This is a genomic window from Pseudomonas sp. NPDC089741 (assembly GCF_044748825.1).
Classification (GTDB): domain Bacteria; phylum Pseudomonadota; class Gammaproteobacteria; order Pseudomonadales; family Pseudomonadaceae; genus Aquipseudomonas; species Aquipseudomonas helmanticensis.
On sequence record NZ_JBIVGT010000042.1, the window covers coordinates 4,678 to 20,029 of the forward strand.

Sequence of the window (15,352 nt, forward strand, 5' to 3'; positions counted from 1 at the left end):
CGATCCGCCGACGTGGACCTGCTTTACCGAATCCATAATCGACTCGGTCGTTCAGGTCGATGTACAACGCCAGACACCTCGGTCGGCTCCCTCTACCACTGGGAGAGGGCTGGGGTGAGGGGCAGTGATCGAGAGAACAGCGATCAACTCAAGCCGACTACCCGACAACTAACCTAAAGCCCCACCCGTTAACGCCGATAACCCGGCATCAATAGTTTCTGGCGATTTCCACCCTCGCCCACCACCTTTTTCCACAGAAGGTTCATATGTCTTCCACCAAAGCCCGCGCAGATTCACTTTCGCTTCTGCTGTTTACCTTGCGCAGCGGCAAGCTGATGGCGATCAACCTGCTGAAAGTCAGTGAAATCATCCCCTGCCCGCCGCTGACCAAGCTGCCGGAGTCGCACCCGCACGTCAAAGGCATCGCCACCCTGCGCGGCGCCTCCTTGTCGGTCATCGACCTCAGCCGCGCCATCGGCGAACGTCCGCTGGAAGACCCGAACGGCGGTTGCCTGATCGTCACCGACGTCAGCCGTTCCAAACAGGGTCTGCACGTTCAAGCGGTAAGCAAAATCGTCCATTGCCTGACCACCGACATCAAACCGCCGCCGTTCGGTTCCGGCGGCTCGCGCGCCTACATCACCGGCGTGACCTCCGTCGACGGCACGCTGGTGCAAGTGCTCGACATCGAAAAAGTCATCCACAGCATCGCCCCGGCTCAGATCGAAATGGCCCCGACCGACCTGACCATGGAAGACGCTGACGTCCTCGGCAACGCGCGGATTCTGGTGGTCGACGACAGCCAGGTGGCGCTGCAGCAATCGGTACACACCCTGCGCAACCTCGGCCTGCAATGCCACACTGCGCGCAGTGCCAAGGAAGCCATCGATTGCCTGCTCGATCTGCAAGGCACCGCACAACAGATCAACCTGATCGTCTCCGACATCGAAATGTCCGAGATGGACGGCTACGCCTTCACCCGCACCCTGCGCGAGACGCCGGATTTCTCCCACCTCTACGTATTGCTGCACACCTCGCTCGACAGCGCGATGAACGGCGAGAAGGCACGTCTGGCCGGAGCGAACGCGGTGCTGACCAAGTTTTCTTCGCCAGAGTTGACCCAGCGCCTGATCGAAGCGGCCAAGCACGTCGCCGCGCAAGGGCACTGAGTCTTGGTCGAGGCGTATTGTTTTTTGATGCGGCGCGACCTCGGCGAGGACGTACCGACCGCCCCATTGCCGCAAGGTATCGAACTGTCTGTTTACCGCGCGGAACTGGCGCCAGCGGTGCATCGACTGATGCAGATCGGTTTCCGCGAAGGTGGCGGCCGGGTACCAGCACTGGAAGACTGGCAGCAGCGGTTTGAAAACGATCCCGAATACGATCCGACGTTGTGTTTCATCGCTTGCGATGCCGAGGGCGTGGTCGGCGTGGCGCAGTGCTGGACGAGTTCGTATATCAAGAATCTGGTGGTGCATCCGCGCGCTCAGGGCCTGGGATTGGGCCGCGCGCTGCTGCTGAATGCATTCAAGGTGTTTCAACAACGGCGTGAAGGTTTTGTCGATTTGAAGGTGCTGGAAGACAATCTGCGGGCGCAGCGGTTGTATGAACGTGCCGGGATGTATGTGGTGCGCCGGGAGTTGGTACCGGAACTGTAAGATCAAAAGATCGCAGCCTTCGGCAACTCCTACAGAGGATCACAGGTAGGAGCTGCCGAAGGCTGCGATCTTTTGACTTTAAATCAGGCAACCAAAAACCCTTGGCAGACTCCAACCTTGGCCACTCACGACCAAGGATGCCCAACATGAAAGCCCTCACCGCAAGCCTGCTCTGCCTCTCCGCCCTCGCCTCTCAGGCCCACGCCTCCAGCCCCGACGCCTGGGCCGCTTACGACAAAAATGTACTCGCCAGTTGCACCAAAGCCAGCGGCCTGAAAAACGCCAAACCGGTCGGCACCCCCGCACAATTCGATGACCGCGTTGGCTACACCGCCGTATTGCTGCAAGGCCAATACCCGCAAAAACACATGAAAGGCCAACAGGGCACCGAGCTGTGCCTGTACAACAAACAGTCCAAAACCGCCTTCGTCACCGAGTGGGACTCGATCCGGCCGACCGGCAAAACCCAGTGACTGGCGCACAACTTGCTTCGAACCGGGCCTGTGCGGTGGTTTTCCGCCACCGTCTCACACCCTGATTGAAGACAGATCGCTCAATGAATACGACGTTTTCCTGCGTAGGCTGCGGCAAATGCTGCACCGATCATCATGTCCCGCTGACCTTGGCCGAAGCCCGTATGTGGGCGGCGGATGGCGGCCAGGTGATCGTGCTGGTCGAAGCCTTTCTCGGCAATGGCCTGGGTTTACCGGCGCACCAGCGTGAACATGCCGAACGCCGTTCGGTGGTGGTGCGCAGCGGCGCGACCGCTGCGCACGTGGCGATCACCTTCGCCGCCTACAACGTCGGTCCCTGCCGGAATCTTGACGAAGACAAGCTGTGCCGGATCTATGCACGGCGACCGTTGGTGTGCCGCATTTACCCGGCAGAAATCAATCCGCATATCCCGCTCAACCCTGCGGCCAAGGATTGCCCGCCGGAGTCTTGGGAACAGGGGCCGGTATTGATTGCGGGTGGCGAGTTGGTTGATCAGGAACTGATTGAATTGATCCAGCGATCACGTCAGGCGGATCGTGATGACATCGGTATCAAGGATGCGATTTGCGCAATGCTCGGGATTCGTACCACGGCATTGAAAGGTGACGGGTTTACTGCCTATCTGCCGAACATGAGCGCGTTTGCGTCGGCGATCGATCAGGTGCGCGCGCAACCGCCGGGCGAGACCCTGAGTGAATGGCTGTTTCATGTGTCCGGGGATGATATCGCCGGGCAGGTGCTGGCGGCCGGGGCGCAAGTGGTGAGCGAGCCGGCGCAGACTTATGCGTTTATCTCGCTGCGCGCGGCCTGATCCAGATTAACGGTGATCGAACGTCCATCGCTGGCAAGCCAGCTCCCACAGGGTTTTGCGTCGTACACAAAATGTGTGAACACCCGAGAAAACTGTGGGAGCTGGCTTGCCAGCGATGAGGCCCGCCCGGTCAACCTTGATCGCGAACTTGCCGCCGCACGCGGCAATAAAACTCAGCGTTTGCCCATAGAACGACGAGTGCCCGGCGGCGCCATGCCCGGGGTCTTGGTGTGACCATTCTTCGCGCCGTTCTTGTACCACGGCTGATTCGATTCTTTGGCGCCAGCCAGCTCACCCGGTTTGAAGGGGAACTTGAAGGCCGGAATCTCGGCTTTGGTTTCTGGGGTGTCGGCCACTTCAGCCGGGACATCGCTCACGGCGTCGTCAACCGGCGGTTGGGTTGGGGAAGTCATAAAAGCTCCGCAAAGCAAAAAGTCGGGCCCGATCAGTGAGCCGCAAAGGCGCGCAGTATACCTGTGCGCCTTCGCTCGGCACCTGAAGATTTGCAGCACACGCCGAACGGCCTACAGGTAGCTGATGGTGACGATGCCTTTGTCGGTCGAAGTCTTCAGAGCTTGATAAGTCATCGACATCGGCAGCGATTGATGGCTGCAAGCATTGCGATAAGTGTCCACATCGATTTTCAGGCCCGGTTTGATTTCGACCTGACGAGACTCCGTTGCGGACAACCCACCGACACGTCCGACCGCACAGCCGGAGTCAACGATTTGCCCGGTAAAACGGATCTCGCCGGATTGACTGCCAGGCGCGGCGAAGGTTGTGAGTGGAAGCAGGAGAAGCACGTACGGCAGAGCGGTTTTCAGCTTCATTTCAAGACACTCCCGGGGTGAGCGGCCCAGAGAACCCGGGCTACACAGAGTTTATCCGCGAGCAGGGACGGATCTTGAGAAGCATAGTTGGCAAACGAGTCCCGAATGGGGAACGATCAGTGCCTTTTTGGGACCGGTTAACGAAATGGACCAATAGAGATGTATCGCCAGTTCAGGCGCCTTCGCGAGCAAGCCCGCTCGCACATTTTGAACGCATCCCCCTGTGGGAGCGGGCTTGCTCGCGAAGAACGATGACGCGGTAGACCTGCAGATCAGGTTTGCGGAGACCCGCCGTCAGGGCGGAACCCTCAGCCGCCGTTACCGCAGCAACGGATATGTACACAGCGAAACTGACAGCGCTGACAGCCAGCCGTCACCCTCCTGACCCGCAAACAAGTTTATAAAGACACCAACCCTGCCCAAACTCCGTCCGGCGCCCACCCCGCATGCGAATCCAAAAGAACAAAGCCCTGCTCGCTACCCTATTGATCGTTCTCGCAGGCGCAGGTCTGTGGTACGCCCTGAAACCCGCCCCGACCAAACTCGCCACCCCAACCGCCATCCCCGTGCGAGTCGTGGCCGTCAGCGAAAAAGACGTCCCCCGTTACACCAGCGGCATCGGCTCCGTACTCTCATTACACAGCGTGGTTGTGCGCCCACAGATCGACGGCATCCTCACCAAAATCCTCGTCAAAGAAGGCCAACTGGTCAAAGCAGGCGACCTGCTGGCCACCATCGACGACCGCTCCATCCGCGCCAGTCTCGACCAGGCCCGCGCCCAACTGGGCGAAAGCCAGGCACAACTGCAAGTCGCCCTGGTCAACCTCAAACGCTACAAACTGCTCACCGTTGACGACGGCATCTCGAAACAGACCTACGACCAACAACAAGCCCTGGTCAACCAATTGAAGGCCACCGCCCAAGGCAATCAAGCCTCGATTGATGCGGCACAAGTACAACTTTCCTACACGCAGATCCGCTCTCCGGTCACCGGCCGCGTCGGTATTCGTACGGTCGATGAAGGCAACTTCCTGCGCATGACCGACACCGCCGGACTGTTCACCGTCACCCAGATCGACCCGATCGCCGTCGAGTTTTCCCTGCCCCAGCAAATGCTGCCGACCCTGCAAGGTCTGATCAGCGATCCGCAACGCGCCCAGGTCAAGGCCTACATCGGCGCCGACACCGATGGCGAAACCGGTAACCTGCTCGGCGAAGGTCACCTGACCCTGATCGACAACCAGATCAACGCCAACACCGGCACCATTCGCGCCAAGGCCGAATTCGACAACGCCAGCCAGAAGCTCTGGCCCGGCCTGCTGGTCACGGTAAAAATTCAGACAGCCCTCGACAAGGATGCGCTGGTCGTCCCGCCCACCGTCGTACAACGTGGCCTCGACCAACACTTCGTTTACCGGGTAAACGGCGACAAGGTCGAAGCCGTACAAGTGCAGATGGTTTACCAAGGCAGTGGCGAGGACATCATCAAAGGCGTGAAGGCCGGTGATGTACTGGTCACCGATGGCCAGTCGCGGCTCAAACCCGGTTCGACCGTGCAAGTGATGACCGAGCCGGCGCAGGTGGTGCAAGCGGAGCCGAAACCATGAAGGCGCACAAAGGCGTCTCCACGTGGTGCATCGATCACCCGGTCGCCACAATCCTGCTGACCATCGCGCTGGTGCTGGTCGGTTTGATTGCCTTCCCGCGCTTACCCATCGCCCCACTGCCGGAAGCGGAATTTCCTACGATTCAGGTGTCCGCGCAGTTGCCCGGTGCCAGCCCCGACACCATGGCTTCGTCCGTGGCCACGCCGCTGGAGGTGCAATTCAGTGCCATCCCCGGCATGACCCAGATGACGTCGAGCAGTGCGCTGGGCTCAAGCCTTTTGACCTTGCAATTCACCCTCGATAAAAGCATCGACACTGCCGCGCAAGAAGTCCAGGCGGCGATCAACACCGCCGCCGGCAAACTGCCCAAGGACATGCCGACGCTGCCAACGTGGAAGAAGGTCAACCCGGCCGACAGCCCGGTGCTGATCCTCAGCGTCAGCTCGACGCAAATGCCTGGCACCGAACTCAGCGACCTGGTGGAAACCCTGCTCTCGCGTCAGATCAGCCAGATCGACGGCGTAGGACAAATCAACATCACCGGTCAGCAACGTCCGGCTATCCGCGTGCAAGCCTCGGCGGACAAACTCGCGGCGATCGGCCTGACCCTCGCCGACATTCGGCTGGCGATCCAGCAGACCAGCCTCAACCTCGCCAAAGGTGCACTGTACGGCGAATCGAGCATCTCGACGCTGTCGACTAACGACCAGTTGTTCCATCCTGAGGACTACAGCCAACTCATCGTTTCCTACAAGGATGGTGCCCCGGTTCACCTGCGCGATGTCGCCAAAGTCGTCAACGGTTCGGAAGATGCCTACGTGCAAGCGTGGGCCGGCGATCAACCCGGTGTGAACCTGGTGATCTCGCGCCAGCCCGGCGCCAACATCGTCGAAACCGTCGACCGCATTCAAGCCGCCCTCCCCGGCCTCGAAGCAATGTTGCCGGCCTCGGTGCAAGTGAAAACCCTGATCGACCGCACACAAACCATTCGCGCTTCGCTGCATGAAGTCGAAATCACCCTGATGATCGCGATTCTGCTGGTGGTCGCGGTCATGGCGCTGTTCCTGCGCCAGCTGTCGGCGACCCTGATTGTCTCGGCGGTGCTCGGCGTGTCGTTGATCGCCAGTTTCGCCCTGATGTACATCCTCGGTTTCAGCCTGAACAACCTGACGCTGGTGGCGATCGTTGTCGCGGTCGGCTTCGTGGTCGACGATGCGATTGTGGTGGTGGAAAACATCCACCGCCATCTGGAAGCCGGCGACGATATGCGCGAGGCCGCGATCAAAGGCGCGGGCGAGATCGGTTTCACCGTGGTCTCGATCAGCTTCTCGCTGGTGGCAGCGTTCATTCCGCTGCTATTCATGGGCGGCGTGGTCGGGCGACTGTTCAAGGAGTTCGCCCTGACCGCGACCTCGACCATCATGATTTCCGTGGTAGTTTCGCTGACTCTCGCGCCGACGCTGGCGGCGCTGTTCATGCGCGAACCGGTGCACCACGCCCACGACAAACCGGGTTTCAGCGAACGCCTGCTCGGCTGGTACGAAAAAGGCCTGCGCCGCGCCCTCGCCCATCAGAAATTGATGATCGGCGTATTCGGTTTATCGCTGGCAATGGCCATCGGCGGTTACATCTTTATCCCGAAAGGTTTCTTCCCGATTCAGGACACCGGTTTCGTCCTCGGCACCACCGAGGCCGCTGCGGATATTTCCTACCGCGACATGGTAAAAAAACACTTGGCGATGGCCGAAATCGTCGCAGCCGATCCGGCGGTGCAGGCGTTTTCCCACTCGGTCGGCGTGTCCGGCAGTAACCAGACCATCGCCAACGGCCGTTTCTGGATTGCCCTGAAAAAACGCGGCGACCGTGATGTCAGCGCCAGTCAGTTCATCGACCGCATCCGTCCGCAATTGATGAAAGTCCCCGGCATCGTCCTTTATCTACGCGCCGGGCAAGACATCAACCTCAGCTCCGGGCCGAGCCGTGCGCAGTACCAATACGTACTGAAGAGCAACGACGGCGCGACTCTCGCTACCTGGACGCAACGCCTCACGGAAAAACTGCGCAGCAACCCGGCGTTCCGCGACATTTCCAACGACTTGCAACTGGGCGGCAGCATCACCCACATCAGCATCGATCGCAGCGCCGCCGCACGTTTCGGCCTGACCGCGAGCGATGTCGACGAGGCGTTGTACGATGCGTTTGGCCAACGGCAGATCAATGAATTCCAGACCCAGGTCAACCAGTACAACGTGATTCTGGAGCTGGACACCAAGCAGCGCGGCAAAGCCGAAAGCCTCAACTACTTCTACCTGCGCTCGCCGCTGAGTGGCGAGATGGTGCCGCTGTCAGCACTGGCCAAATTCGACGCACCGACCATTGGCCCGTTGTCGATTGCCCACGACGGCATGTTCCCGGCGGCCAACCTGTCGTTCAACCTCGCACCCGGCGTGGCGTTGGGTGATGCGGTGATTTTGCTCAATCAGGCCAAGGCCGAGATCGGCATGCCCACCGCCATCAGTGGCAATTTCCAGGGCGCGGCGCAGGCGTTCCAGAGTTCGCTGGCCAGTCAGCCATGGCTGATTCTTGCGGCGCTGGTGGCGGTGTACATCATTCTCGGTGTGCTTTATGAAAGCTTCGTGCACCCGCTGACGATCATCTCGACGCTGCCGGCGGCAGGCTTGGGTGCGGTGATCATGCTGTGGATCTGCGGCCAGGATTTCTCAATCATGGCGTTGATCGGCCTGGTGTTGCTGATCGGTATCGTCAAGAAGAACGGCATCCTGATGATCGACTTCGCCCTGGAGGCGCAGCGTCATCGAGGCCTGTCGCCGCAGGAGGCGATTTTCGAGGCGTGCATCACGCGGTTCCGGCCAATCATCATGACCACCCTCGCCGCCCTGCTCGGCGCACTGCCGCTGATGCTCGGCTACGGCACCGGCGCCGAACTGCGCCAGCCGCTGGGGATCGCGGTGGTCGGCGGTTTGCTGGTCAGCCAGATGCTGACGTTGTTTACCACTCCGGTCATATACTTGTGGCTTGAGCGGCTGTTCCACAGGCCCAAACCAGCGCCCGCAGCGGCGTTGGCGACCACAGACTGAGGCAGGGTCATGCGCGTTCTGATTATCGAAGACGAGGAAAAAACCGCGGACTATCTGCACCGCGGTCTGACGGAACAGGGTTACACCGTGGATCTGGCCCGCGACGGCGTCGAGGGTCTGCATCTGGCGCTGGAAAGCGACTACGCGGTGATCGTCCTCGACGTCATGTTGCCGGGCCTCGATGGCTTCGGCGTGCTGCGCGCATTGCGTGCGCGCAAGCAGACCCCGGTGATCATGCTCACCGCCCGCGAGCGCGTTGAAGACCGCATCAAAGGCCTGCGCGACGGTGCCGACGACTACCTCGGAAAACCGTTTTCCTTCCTCGAACTGGTCGCACGTTTGCAAGCCCTGACCCGGCGCAGTGGCGGCCATGAACCGGTGCAGGTGAGCATCGCCGACCTGTGGATAGATTTGATCAGCCGCAAGGCCACCCGCGCCGGCACGCGGCTTGACCTGACCGCCAAAGAGTTTTCGCTGCTTAGCGTGCTGGCTCGCCGGCAAGGTGAAATCCTCTCGAAAACTGCGATTGCCGAGATGGTCTGGGACATCAATTTCGACAGTGACGCCAATGTCGTCGAAGTCGCGATCAAACGCCTGCGCGCCAAGCTCGACGGGCCGTTCGACGAAAAACTGCTGCACACCATTCGCGGCATGGGTTATGTGCTGGAGAGCCGTGGTGTCCAGTAATTCGATTGCCCTGCGCTTGAGCGGCATGTTCACGCTGGTGGCGCTGCTGGTGTTTCTGTTGATCGGCGGCGCGTTGTATCAACAGGTCGACAAAGGTTTGGGGTTGCTGCCGGAAGCCGAGCTGGATGCGCGTTACAGCGTGCTCGAATCGGCGCTCAATCGCTTCGGCACGCCGGAGCATTGGCTGAAGATCAACGCCAAGTTGAAGCTGCTCGGCGAAGAGGACAAGCGCATTCGTTTCTGGGTGGTCAGTGGCGATCCGGGTTACGAATACGGTCAGCCGGATGCGGCGATTCGTGCGTTCGCCCAAGGCCCGCCAGGCATGCACGACATGCAGGTGGCCGACCATGCTTATCCGCTGAAAGTGCTGTTGACCGAGTTGCCGGCCAAAGATCAGCGCCCGCCGCTGCGCTTCATGATCGGCATCGATACCGAGACCTTTCACGAGACCCAGCACAACTTGCTGATCGCGCTGATCGGGCTGGCGATTGTCGGTGTGTTGATGGCTTCGGCACTGGGTTATTGGGTGGCGCGGATCGGCCTCAAGCCGCTGATCAAACTGTCCCACGAAGCGCAACGACTGGCACCGCCGCTCAGGGCCGGGCGCTTGCGTTTGTCGCCGCTGCCGCCGGAGCTGGAGCAGTTTGTCGACTCGTTCAATTCGACGCTGGAGCGGGTCGAACAGGCTTACTCGCGGCTGGAATCGTTCAACGCCGACGTCGCTCATGAATTGCGTTCGCCGCTGACCAACCTCATCGGCCAGACGCAAGTGGCTCTGACCCGTGGGCGCTCTGCCGAACATTATTTCGAAGTGCTGCAATCCAATCTTGAGGAGCTGGAACGGCTGCGTTCGATCATCAATGACATGCTGTTTCTCGCCAGTGCGGATCAGGGCAACAAGGCGACCAAACTCACCTCGACTTCGCTGGCCGATGAGGTGGCGACGACGCTGGAGTATCTCGATTTCATCCTCGAAGACGCGCAGGTTGAGGTGCAGGTCAGCGGTGATGCGCAGGTGCAGATCGAGGTCGCGCATTTGCGCCGGGCGTTGATCAATTTGCTCAGCAACGCGGTGCAGCACACCGGGGCGGGTCAGGTGATCGAGGTGCGGATCGAGGTGGAAGAGCATCAAGTCAGCATCGGCGTGGCCAACCCGGGTTCGCCGATTGCCAGCGAGCATTTGCCACGCTTGTTCGAGCGCTTTTATCGGGTTGATGCGTCGCGCAGCAACAGTGGCAATAACCATGGGCTGGGGCTGGCGATCGTCAAGGCGATTGCGCTGATGCATGGTGGGGATGTGTTTGTGCGCAGTGATCGGGGGATGAATACCTTCGGGATTTATTTGCCGGTCTGAAAAGCCCCTCACCCTAACCCTCTCCCGGAGGGAGAGGGGACTGATTGGGGGATGCTGAAGATGTGCACCGACCTGATCTTGATTCACCGAATCCATAATCGACTCGATCTTTCAGGTCGATGTACAACGCCAGACACCTCGGTCAGCTCCCTCTCCCTCCGGGAGAGGGCTGGGGTGAGGGGGTTATTTTTGCTCCTGCTGTAACAGTCATTTATGAAAATCGAGCTGTTTCCCATCGCCCGGCAACCTTATCTTTGCCCGCACCAAACAGCACTCGCCAAGCGAGAAGGTTTTCCAGATGTCCAACAGTATGGGTATTGCCAGCGCTTTCGTTTTGTCCTCATTGATCCTGTCGCCGATGGCGATGGCTGAAGAATCGCAGTCGTTCGTGGCGCAAAATGTCGCTCGCGCTCAGGCATTCGATCAGCATCAGGCCGAAGTGATGGCCAAGGCGCAAGACGCCACACAAGCCCCGCAGGCAGCAACTTCCCAGGCTCAAGCATCCGAGAAAGACAGCTGAGTCGCGCTCCGCGCCAACGTTTCCCTCGACGCGGTTGTTTGGCTCTTCCCGTTCAACCGTCGTCATTCCAGGCCGCTGCCTTTCAGCGGCCTTTTTTCGTTGTGGTCTGAAAGCCGTTTGGTTCGTCTGTAACAACAAGAAACATCGAGCGCCTCAAAATATAGAGGCGCCAGTTGACCCAAGGAGCTCCATCGCACGTGCGTTACCCAGTCCGCTTCACCCTGCTGTTCATTGCAATTGCCGCAACGATTGCCCCCGCGGCCCACGCCGACGAACCCGCCAAAGAAGGCTTCGTCGAAGGTTCGAGCCTCAACCTCAACGCCCGTAACTACTACATGAATCGCAACCGCTTGCAGAAAGCGGACGACAACATCGAGTGGGGCCAGGGCTTTCTCGGCATCTTCAAGTCGGGTTACACCGAAGGCACGGTCGGCTTCGGTATCGATGCCCACGCCATGCTCGGGCTGAAACTCGACGGCGGTGGCGGCACGGACGGCTCAAGCATCTTGCCGGTCCGAGAGAATGGCGGCAAAGCACCGGGGGCTTTCTCAACAGCCGGTGGCACGCTGAAAATGCGCGCATTCGATACCGAATTGAAGGCCGGTGATCTGTTCCTCACCAATCCGGTGATTGCCGGCGGTGACAGTCGCATGCTGCCGCAGACTTTTCGCGGCGTCAGCCTGACCAATCACAGCTTCGACGGCTGGCTGATCGAAGGTGGTCAGGCCAGTTTCACCAAGCCGTACAACCAGAGCGGTCACAAACGTATCGGCACGTCCTACGGCACGCTGGCCGATGGCGACGAGAGCCAGCACCTGAACTGGGCCGGTGTCGCCTGGAGCGGTGTCGAAGGCTTGACCAGCAGTCTTTATGCCTCCGAGCTCAAGGACATCTGGAACCAGTATTACTACGACCTCGACTACACCTGGCAGTTGAACGATCTGGTCAGCCTCAACCCGGGCCTGCACTTCTATCACACGCAAGATACCGGCGATGCGCTGTTCGGCGACATCGACAACAACACCTATAGCCTGCATTTCACCGTGGGTGTCGGTAGCCACAGCGTCACCGCCGCGTATCAGCGGGTCAACGGCAATACGCCGTTCGACTACATCAGTCAGGGCGACAGCGTTTACCTCGACAACTCGCAGCAATACTCGGACTTCAACGGCCCGAACGAACGCTCGTGGAAGCTCAAGTACGCCTATGACTTTGCCGGTGTCGGCGTGCCGGGTCTGACCTCGGCGGTGTCGTACTCGCGCGGCACGGTGGACCTGACCAAGGTTGACCCGGACAGCAAGGGTTACGCCAACTGGTACAGCGCTGAAGGTCGCAACGCCAAGCATTGGGAACGCGATCTGGATCTCAAATATGTCGTGCAAAGCGGCCAGGCCAAAGATCTTGCGGTACGCCTGCAATGGGCGACCAACCGTAGCGGCAACGGCTATGGTGCGATTGATACAGACACCGATGAATACCGCGTAATCATCGACTACCCGATCAACGTCTTCTAAGATCAACGTAGGAGCTGCCGGAGGCTGCGATCTTTGATCTTGATTTTAAAAACAAGATCAAAAGATCGCAGCCTCCGGCAGCTCCTACGCTTATAAGATCCTCCCAACCGACGCCCAATCATGATCGCGAGCCGTACCCCACCCGTTGCGGGCAAGACCGGACGCCCCGAACTGCTGCTGATCTGCGGCAGTTCACTGACCGTGATCGCGATTTTATGCATCGTCACTTTCCTGCTGATCCGCGAGCACACCAACGCTCGGGAATCGGCCACCCGCAGCGCCACCACCATTGCTCAACTGATTGATGCCGACGTACTGCGCACCGTCGAGCTGTACGACCTGACCCTGCAAGGCCTGATCGCCGCCGCCCAGCGCGATGACCTGCAAGACGTCTCGCCGCAGATACGCCATCTGGCGCTGTTCGACCGTTCCACCACGGCGCGCTTCAAGGGCGACATCCTCTTGCTCGACAAGCACGGCGACGTGGTCGCCGACTCTTCACGGGTCGAAGCGAAACCGGGCAATTTCGCCGACCGCGACTACTTCCTCGCCCACGCCTTCAACCGCGACATCGGCATGTTCATCAGCCGTCCGTTCAAGACCCGTTGCGATTGTGATGAAGCCAATCAATGGCGAATCAGTTTCAGCCGGCGGATTTCCTCGGACACCGGCGAATTCACCGGGGTGGCCGTGGCGTCGATGAAACTCGACTACTTCGATCAGTTGTTCAACAGCCTCGACATCGGCAAAGGCAGCACGCTGAACATCATCGATAACGACGGCGTGCTGCTGGCGCAGAAGCCTTATCTGCAAAGCGACTCCATCGGCAAGAGCTTCGGCAACCGGCCCAACGTCATACGAATCCTGCGCGACAAGGACGGCAACGGCAGTTTCACCAGTACTTCGAGCATGGATCAGCAGCAGCGCCTTTATACCTATTCACGGGTCGGCAATTTGCCGCTGACGGTGATGGTTGCGCTGTCCAGCGATGAGGTGTTCGCCACCTGGCGCCGTACAGCGGTCCTGATCAGCGGCGCTACCGGCGTGTTGTGCATTGGTTTGCTGTGGCTGACCTGGCTGCTGGCTCGCGAGTTGCGTTTGCGCCAACGGGCCGAGCGCGAACTGGCGCAACTGGCCGCGACCGATGCGCTGACCGGTGTCGCCAATCGTCGGATGCTTGATCAATCGCTGCGCCACGAGTGGTTTCGCGCGCAGCGTTCGGGGCAGCCGATGTCAGTGATGATGATCGATGCCGACCACTTCAAGGCGTTCAATGACCGGCATGGGCATCAGGCCGGGGATCAGGCGCTGCGGGAGTTGGCCAAGGTCATTTCGGCGAATGTACGGCGACCGGCGGATCTGGTCGCGCGTTATGGTGGCGAAGAGTTTTCGGTGATTCTGGCCGAGACCGACAGCCATGGCGCGCAGCAGATTGCCGAGCATACTCGTGAGGCGGTTGAGCAGTTGCCGTGGGTTGCAGGGGCTGATCGACCGATGACGGTGAGTATTGGAATCGCGACGTGGACGCCGGCGAGTGAGATGACGCTGGAGCAGTTGTTGTTTGTGGCTGACAAAGCGTTGTATCAGGCCAAGGACAACGGGCGAAATCGTGTCGTCAGTTCTTAAGATCAAAAGATCGCAGCCTGCGGCAGCTCCTACAGGGGTATGTGATCCCATGTAGGAGCTGCCGCAGGCTGCGATCTTTTGCTTTGGAAAGGGCATAAAAAAAGGCCATCCTAGGATGGCCTTCAAAAAACTAGAGAGGTTTTTTACTTACACCGCCGCAACCGGGCGCATGTAAGAGATTGGTGCGGTGCTGGCGTCATCGAACGTCACCACTTCCCAAGCATCTGTTTGCTCAATCAACTTGCGCAACAGCTGGTTGTTCAGTGCATGACCGGACTTGAAGCCTTTGAACTCACCAATCAGGCTGTTACCCAGCAGGTACAGGTCGCCAATTGCATCGAGGATCTTGTGCTTCACGAATTCGTCTTCATAGCGAAGACCGTCTTCGTTCAGTACGCCATCGGCATCGACCACGATTGCGTTTTCAACGCTGCCGCCGAGTGCGAGGTTGTGCTTGCGCAGGTACTCGATATCACTCATGAAACCAAAGGTACGCGCGCGGCTGACTTCTTTTACGAACGAAGTGCTGGAAAAATCCACGCTTGCACTTTGGGTGCGGTCCCGGAATACCGGGTGATCGAAATCGATCTCGAAGCTCACCTTGAACCCTTCGAAAGGGACGAAAGTGGCGCGCTTGTCGCCATCTTCCACTGTCACTTCACGCAGGATGCGGATGAATTTCTTGGCGGCGTCCTGTTCTTCCAGGCCTGCCGATTGAATCAGGAATACGAAGGGTCCAGCGCTGCCATCCATGATCGGGACTTCGGACGCGGAGAGCTCGACGTAGGCGTTATCGATGCCCAGGCCAGCCATGGCCGAGAGCAAGTGCTCTACCGTGTCCACTTTCACGTCGCCGTTAATCAGCGTCGTCGACATAGTGGTTTCACCGACGTTTTCCGCGCGGGCAGGGATCTGCACCACAGGGTCGAGGTCAGCGCGACAAAACACAATGCCAGTGTCGACAGGCGCAGGCTTGAGGGTCAGATAGACCTTCTCACCGGAGTGCAGGCCTACACCTGTGGCACGGATAATATTTTTCAGTGTGCGTTGTTTAATCATGGCTTGGGCCGCTTCAGCGCAAATTGCGAACTGGTATCAACAAAGGCTGGCGATGATAGCAGACCATGCCTTTGCTGAACACCAATCACCTTC

At 59.4% G+C, this 15,352-nt stretch carries 14 protein-coding genes; 11 read left to right on the forward strand and 3 right to left on the reverse strand.

Going from position 1 to position 15,352, the window contains the following annotated elements:
• The first annotated feature begins 266 nt into the window (after positions 1 to 266).
• The 4 genes from ACIPZE_RS26185 (at position 267) to ACIPZE_RS26200 (ending at position 2,964) form a co-directional block, all read left to right on the forward strand.
• Positions 267 to 1,169, forward strand: coding sequence for a chemotaxis protein CheV (locus ACIPZE_RS26185; protein WP_400776248.1), 903 nt, complete (start codon positions 267 to 269; stop codon positions 1,167 to 1,169).
• A 27-nt stretch (positions 1,170 to 1,196) separates the two neighbouring features.
• On the forward strand, positions 1,197 to 1,658 hold the full coding sequence (locus tag ACIPZE_RS26190) for a GNAT family N-acetyltransferase (RefSeq protein WP_400776251.1): 462 nt from the start codon (positions 1,197 to 1,199) through the stop codon (positions 1,656 to 1,658).
• A 146-nt stretch (positions 1,659 to 1,804) separates the two neighbouring features.
• On the forward strand, positions 1,805 to 2,131 hold the full coding sequence (locus ACIPZE_RS26195) for a hypothetical protein (protein ID WP_129395418.1): 327 nt from the start codon (positions 1,805 to 1,807) through the stop codon (positions 2,129 to 2,131).
• 83 nt (positions 2,132 to 2,214) lie between these two features.
• Positions 2,215 to 2,964, forward strand: coding sequence for a YkgJ family cysteine cluster protein (locus ACIPZE_RS26200; protein ID WP_400776253.1), 750 nt, complete (start codon positions 2,215 to 2,217; stop codon positions 2,962 to 2,964).
• 173 nt (positions 2,965 to 3,137) lie between these two features.
• Here the strand turns inward: ACIPZE_RS26200 and ACIPZE_RS26205 are convergent, their stop codons facing one another.
• Entirely contained in the window at positions 3,138 to 3,377 is a 240-nt protein-coding gene (locus ACIPZE_RS26205; protein WP_129395420.1) for a hypothetical protein, read from the reverse strand.
• A 111-nt stretch (positions 3,378 to 3,488) separates the two neighbouring features.
• Positions 3,489 to 3,794, reverse strand: a complete 306-nt coding sequence (locus ACIPZE_RS26210) for a type 1 fimbrial protein (protein WP_129395421.1) — start codon at positions 3,792 to 3,794, stop codon at positions 3,489 to 3,491.
• A 446-nt stretch (positions 3,795 to 4,240) separates the two neighbouring features.
• Here ACIPZE_RS26210 and ACIPZE_RS26215 point away from each other — a divergent pair, with 446 nt between their 5' ends.
• The 7 genes from ACIPZE_RS26215 to ACIPZE_RS26245 all read left to right on the forward strand — a co-directional run bounded on the left by ACIPZE_RS26215 (position 4,241) and on the right by ACIPZE_RS26245 (position 14,200).
• Positions 4,241 to 5,401, forward strand: coding sequence for an efflux RND transporter periplasmic adaptor subunit (locus tag ACIPZE_RS26215; RefSeq protein WP_400776258.1), 1,161 nt, complete (start codon positions 4,241 to 4,243; stop codon positions 5,399 to 5,401).
• Positions 5,398 to 8,499 carry a multidrug efflux RND transporter permease subunit gene (locus tag ACIPZE_RS26220; RefSeq protein ID WP_400776261.1) on the forward strand — a complete coding sequence of 1,034 codons (3,102 nt, stop codon included), beginning with the start codon at positions 5,398 to 5,400 and terminating at the stop codon, positions 8,497 to 8,499. The genes ACIPZE_RS26215 and ACIPZE_RS26220 overlap by 4 nt, the downstream gene beginning before the upstream one ends.
• A 9-nt stretch (positions 8,500 to 8,508) precedes the next feature.
• Positions 8,509 to 9,186 carry a heavy metal response regulator transcription factor gene (locus tag ACIPZE_RS26225; protein ID WP_007916978.1) on the forward strand — a complete coding sequence of 226 codons (678 nt, stop codon included), beginning with the start codon at positions 8,509 to 8,511 and terminating at the stop codon, positions 9,184 to 9,186.
• Positions 9,176 to 10,540 carry a heavy metal sensor histidine kinase gene (locus ACIPZE_RS26230; protein ID WP_283439402.1) on the forward strand — a complete coding sequence of 455 codons (1,365 nt, stop codon included), beginning with the start codon at positions 9,176 to 9,178 and terminating at the stop codon, positions 10,538 to 10,540. Before ACIPZE_RS26225 ends, ACIPZE_RS26230 begins: the two co-directional genes overlap by 11 nt.
• 298 nt (positions 10,541 to 10,838) lie before the next feature.
• Complete coding sequence (locus tag ACIPZE_RS26235) at positions 10,839 to 11,060, forward strand: hypothetical protein (RefSeq protein ID WP_129395425.1); 222 nt, start codon at positions 10,839 to 10,841, stop codon at positions 11,058 to 11,060.
• A 197-nt stretch (positions 11,061 to 11,257) separates the two neighbouring features.
• Positions 11,258 to 12,574 (forward strand): OprD family porin, encoded by a 1,317-nt coding sequence (locus tag ACIPZE_RS26240; RefSeq protein ID WP_400776264.1) that lies wholly within the window; start codon positions 11,258 to 11,260, stop codon positions 12,572 to 12,574.
• 120 nt (positions 12,575 to 12,694) lie between these two features.
• Positions 12,695 to 14,200 (forward strand): sensor domain-containing diguanylate cyclase, encoded by a 1,506-nt coding sequence (locus ACIPZE_RS26245; protein ID WP_400776266.1) that lies wholly within the window; start codon positions 12,695 to 12,697, stop codon positions 14,198 to 14,200.
• 147 nt (positions 14,201 to 14,347) lie between these two features.
• Here the strand turns inward: ACIPZE_RS26245 and lpxC are convergent, their stop codons facing one another.
• A complete protein-coding gene (gene lpxC, locus ACIPZE_RS26250) occupies positions 14,348 to 15,259 on the reverse strand; it encodes a UDP-3-O-acyl-N-acetylglucosamine deacetylase (protein ID WP_008082763.1) in 912 nt (303 codons plus the stop codon).
• Positions 15,260 to 15,352: the final 93 nt, after the last annotated feature.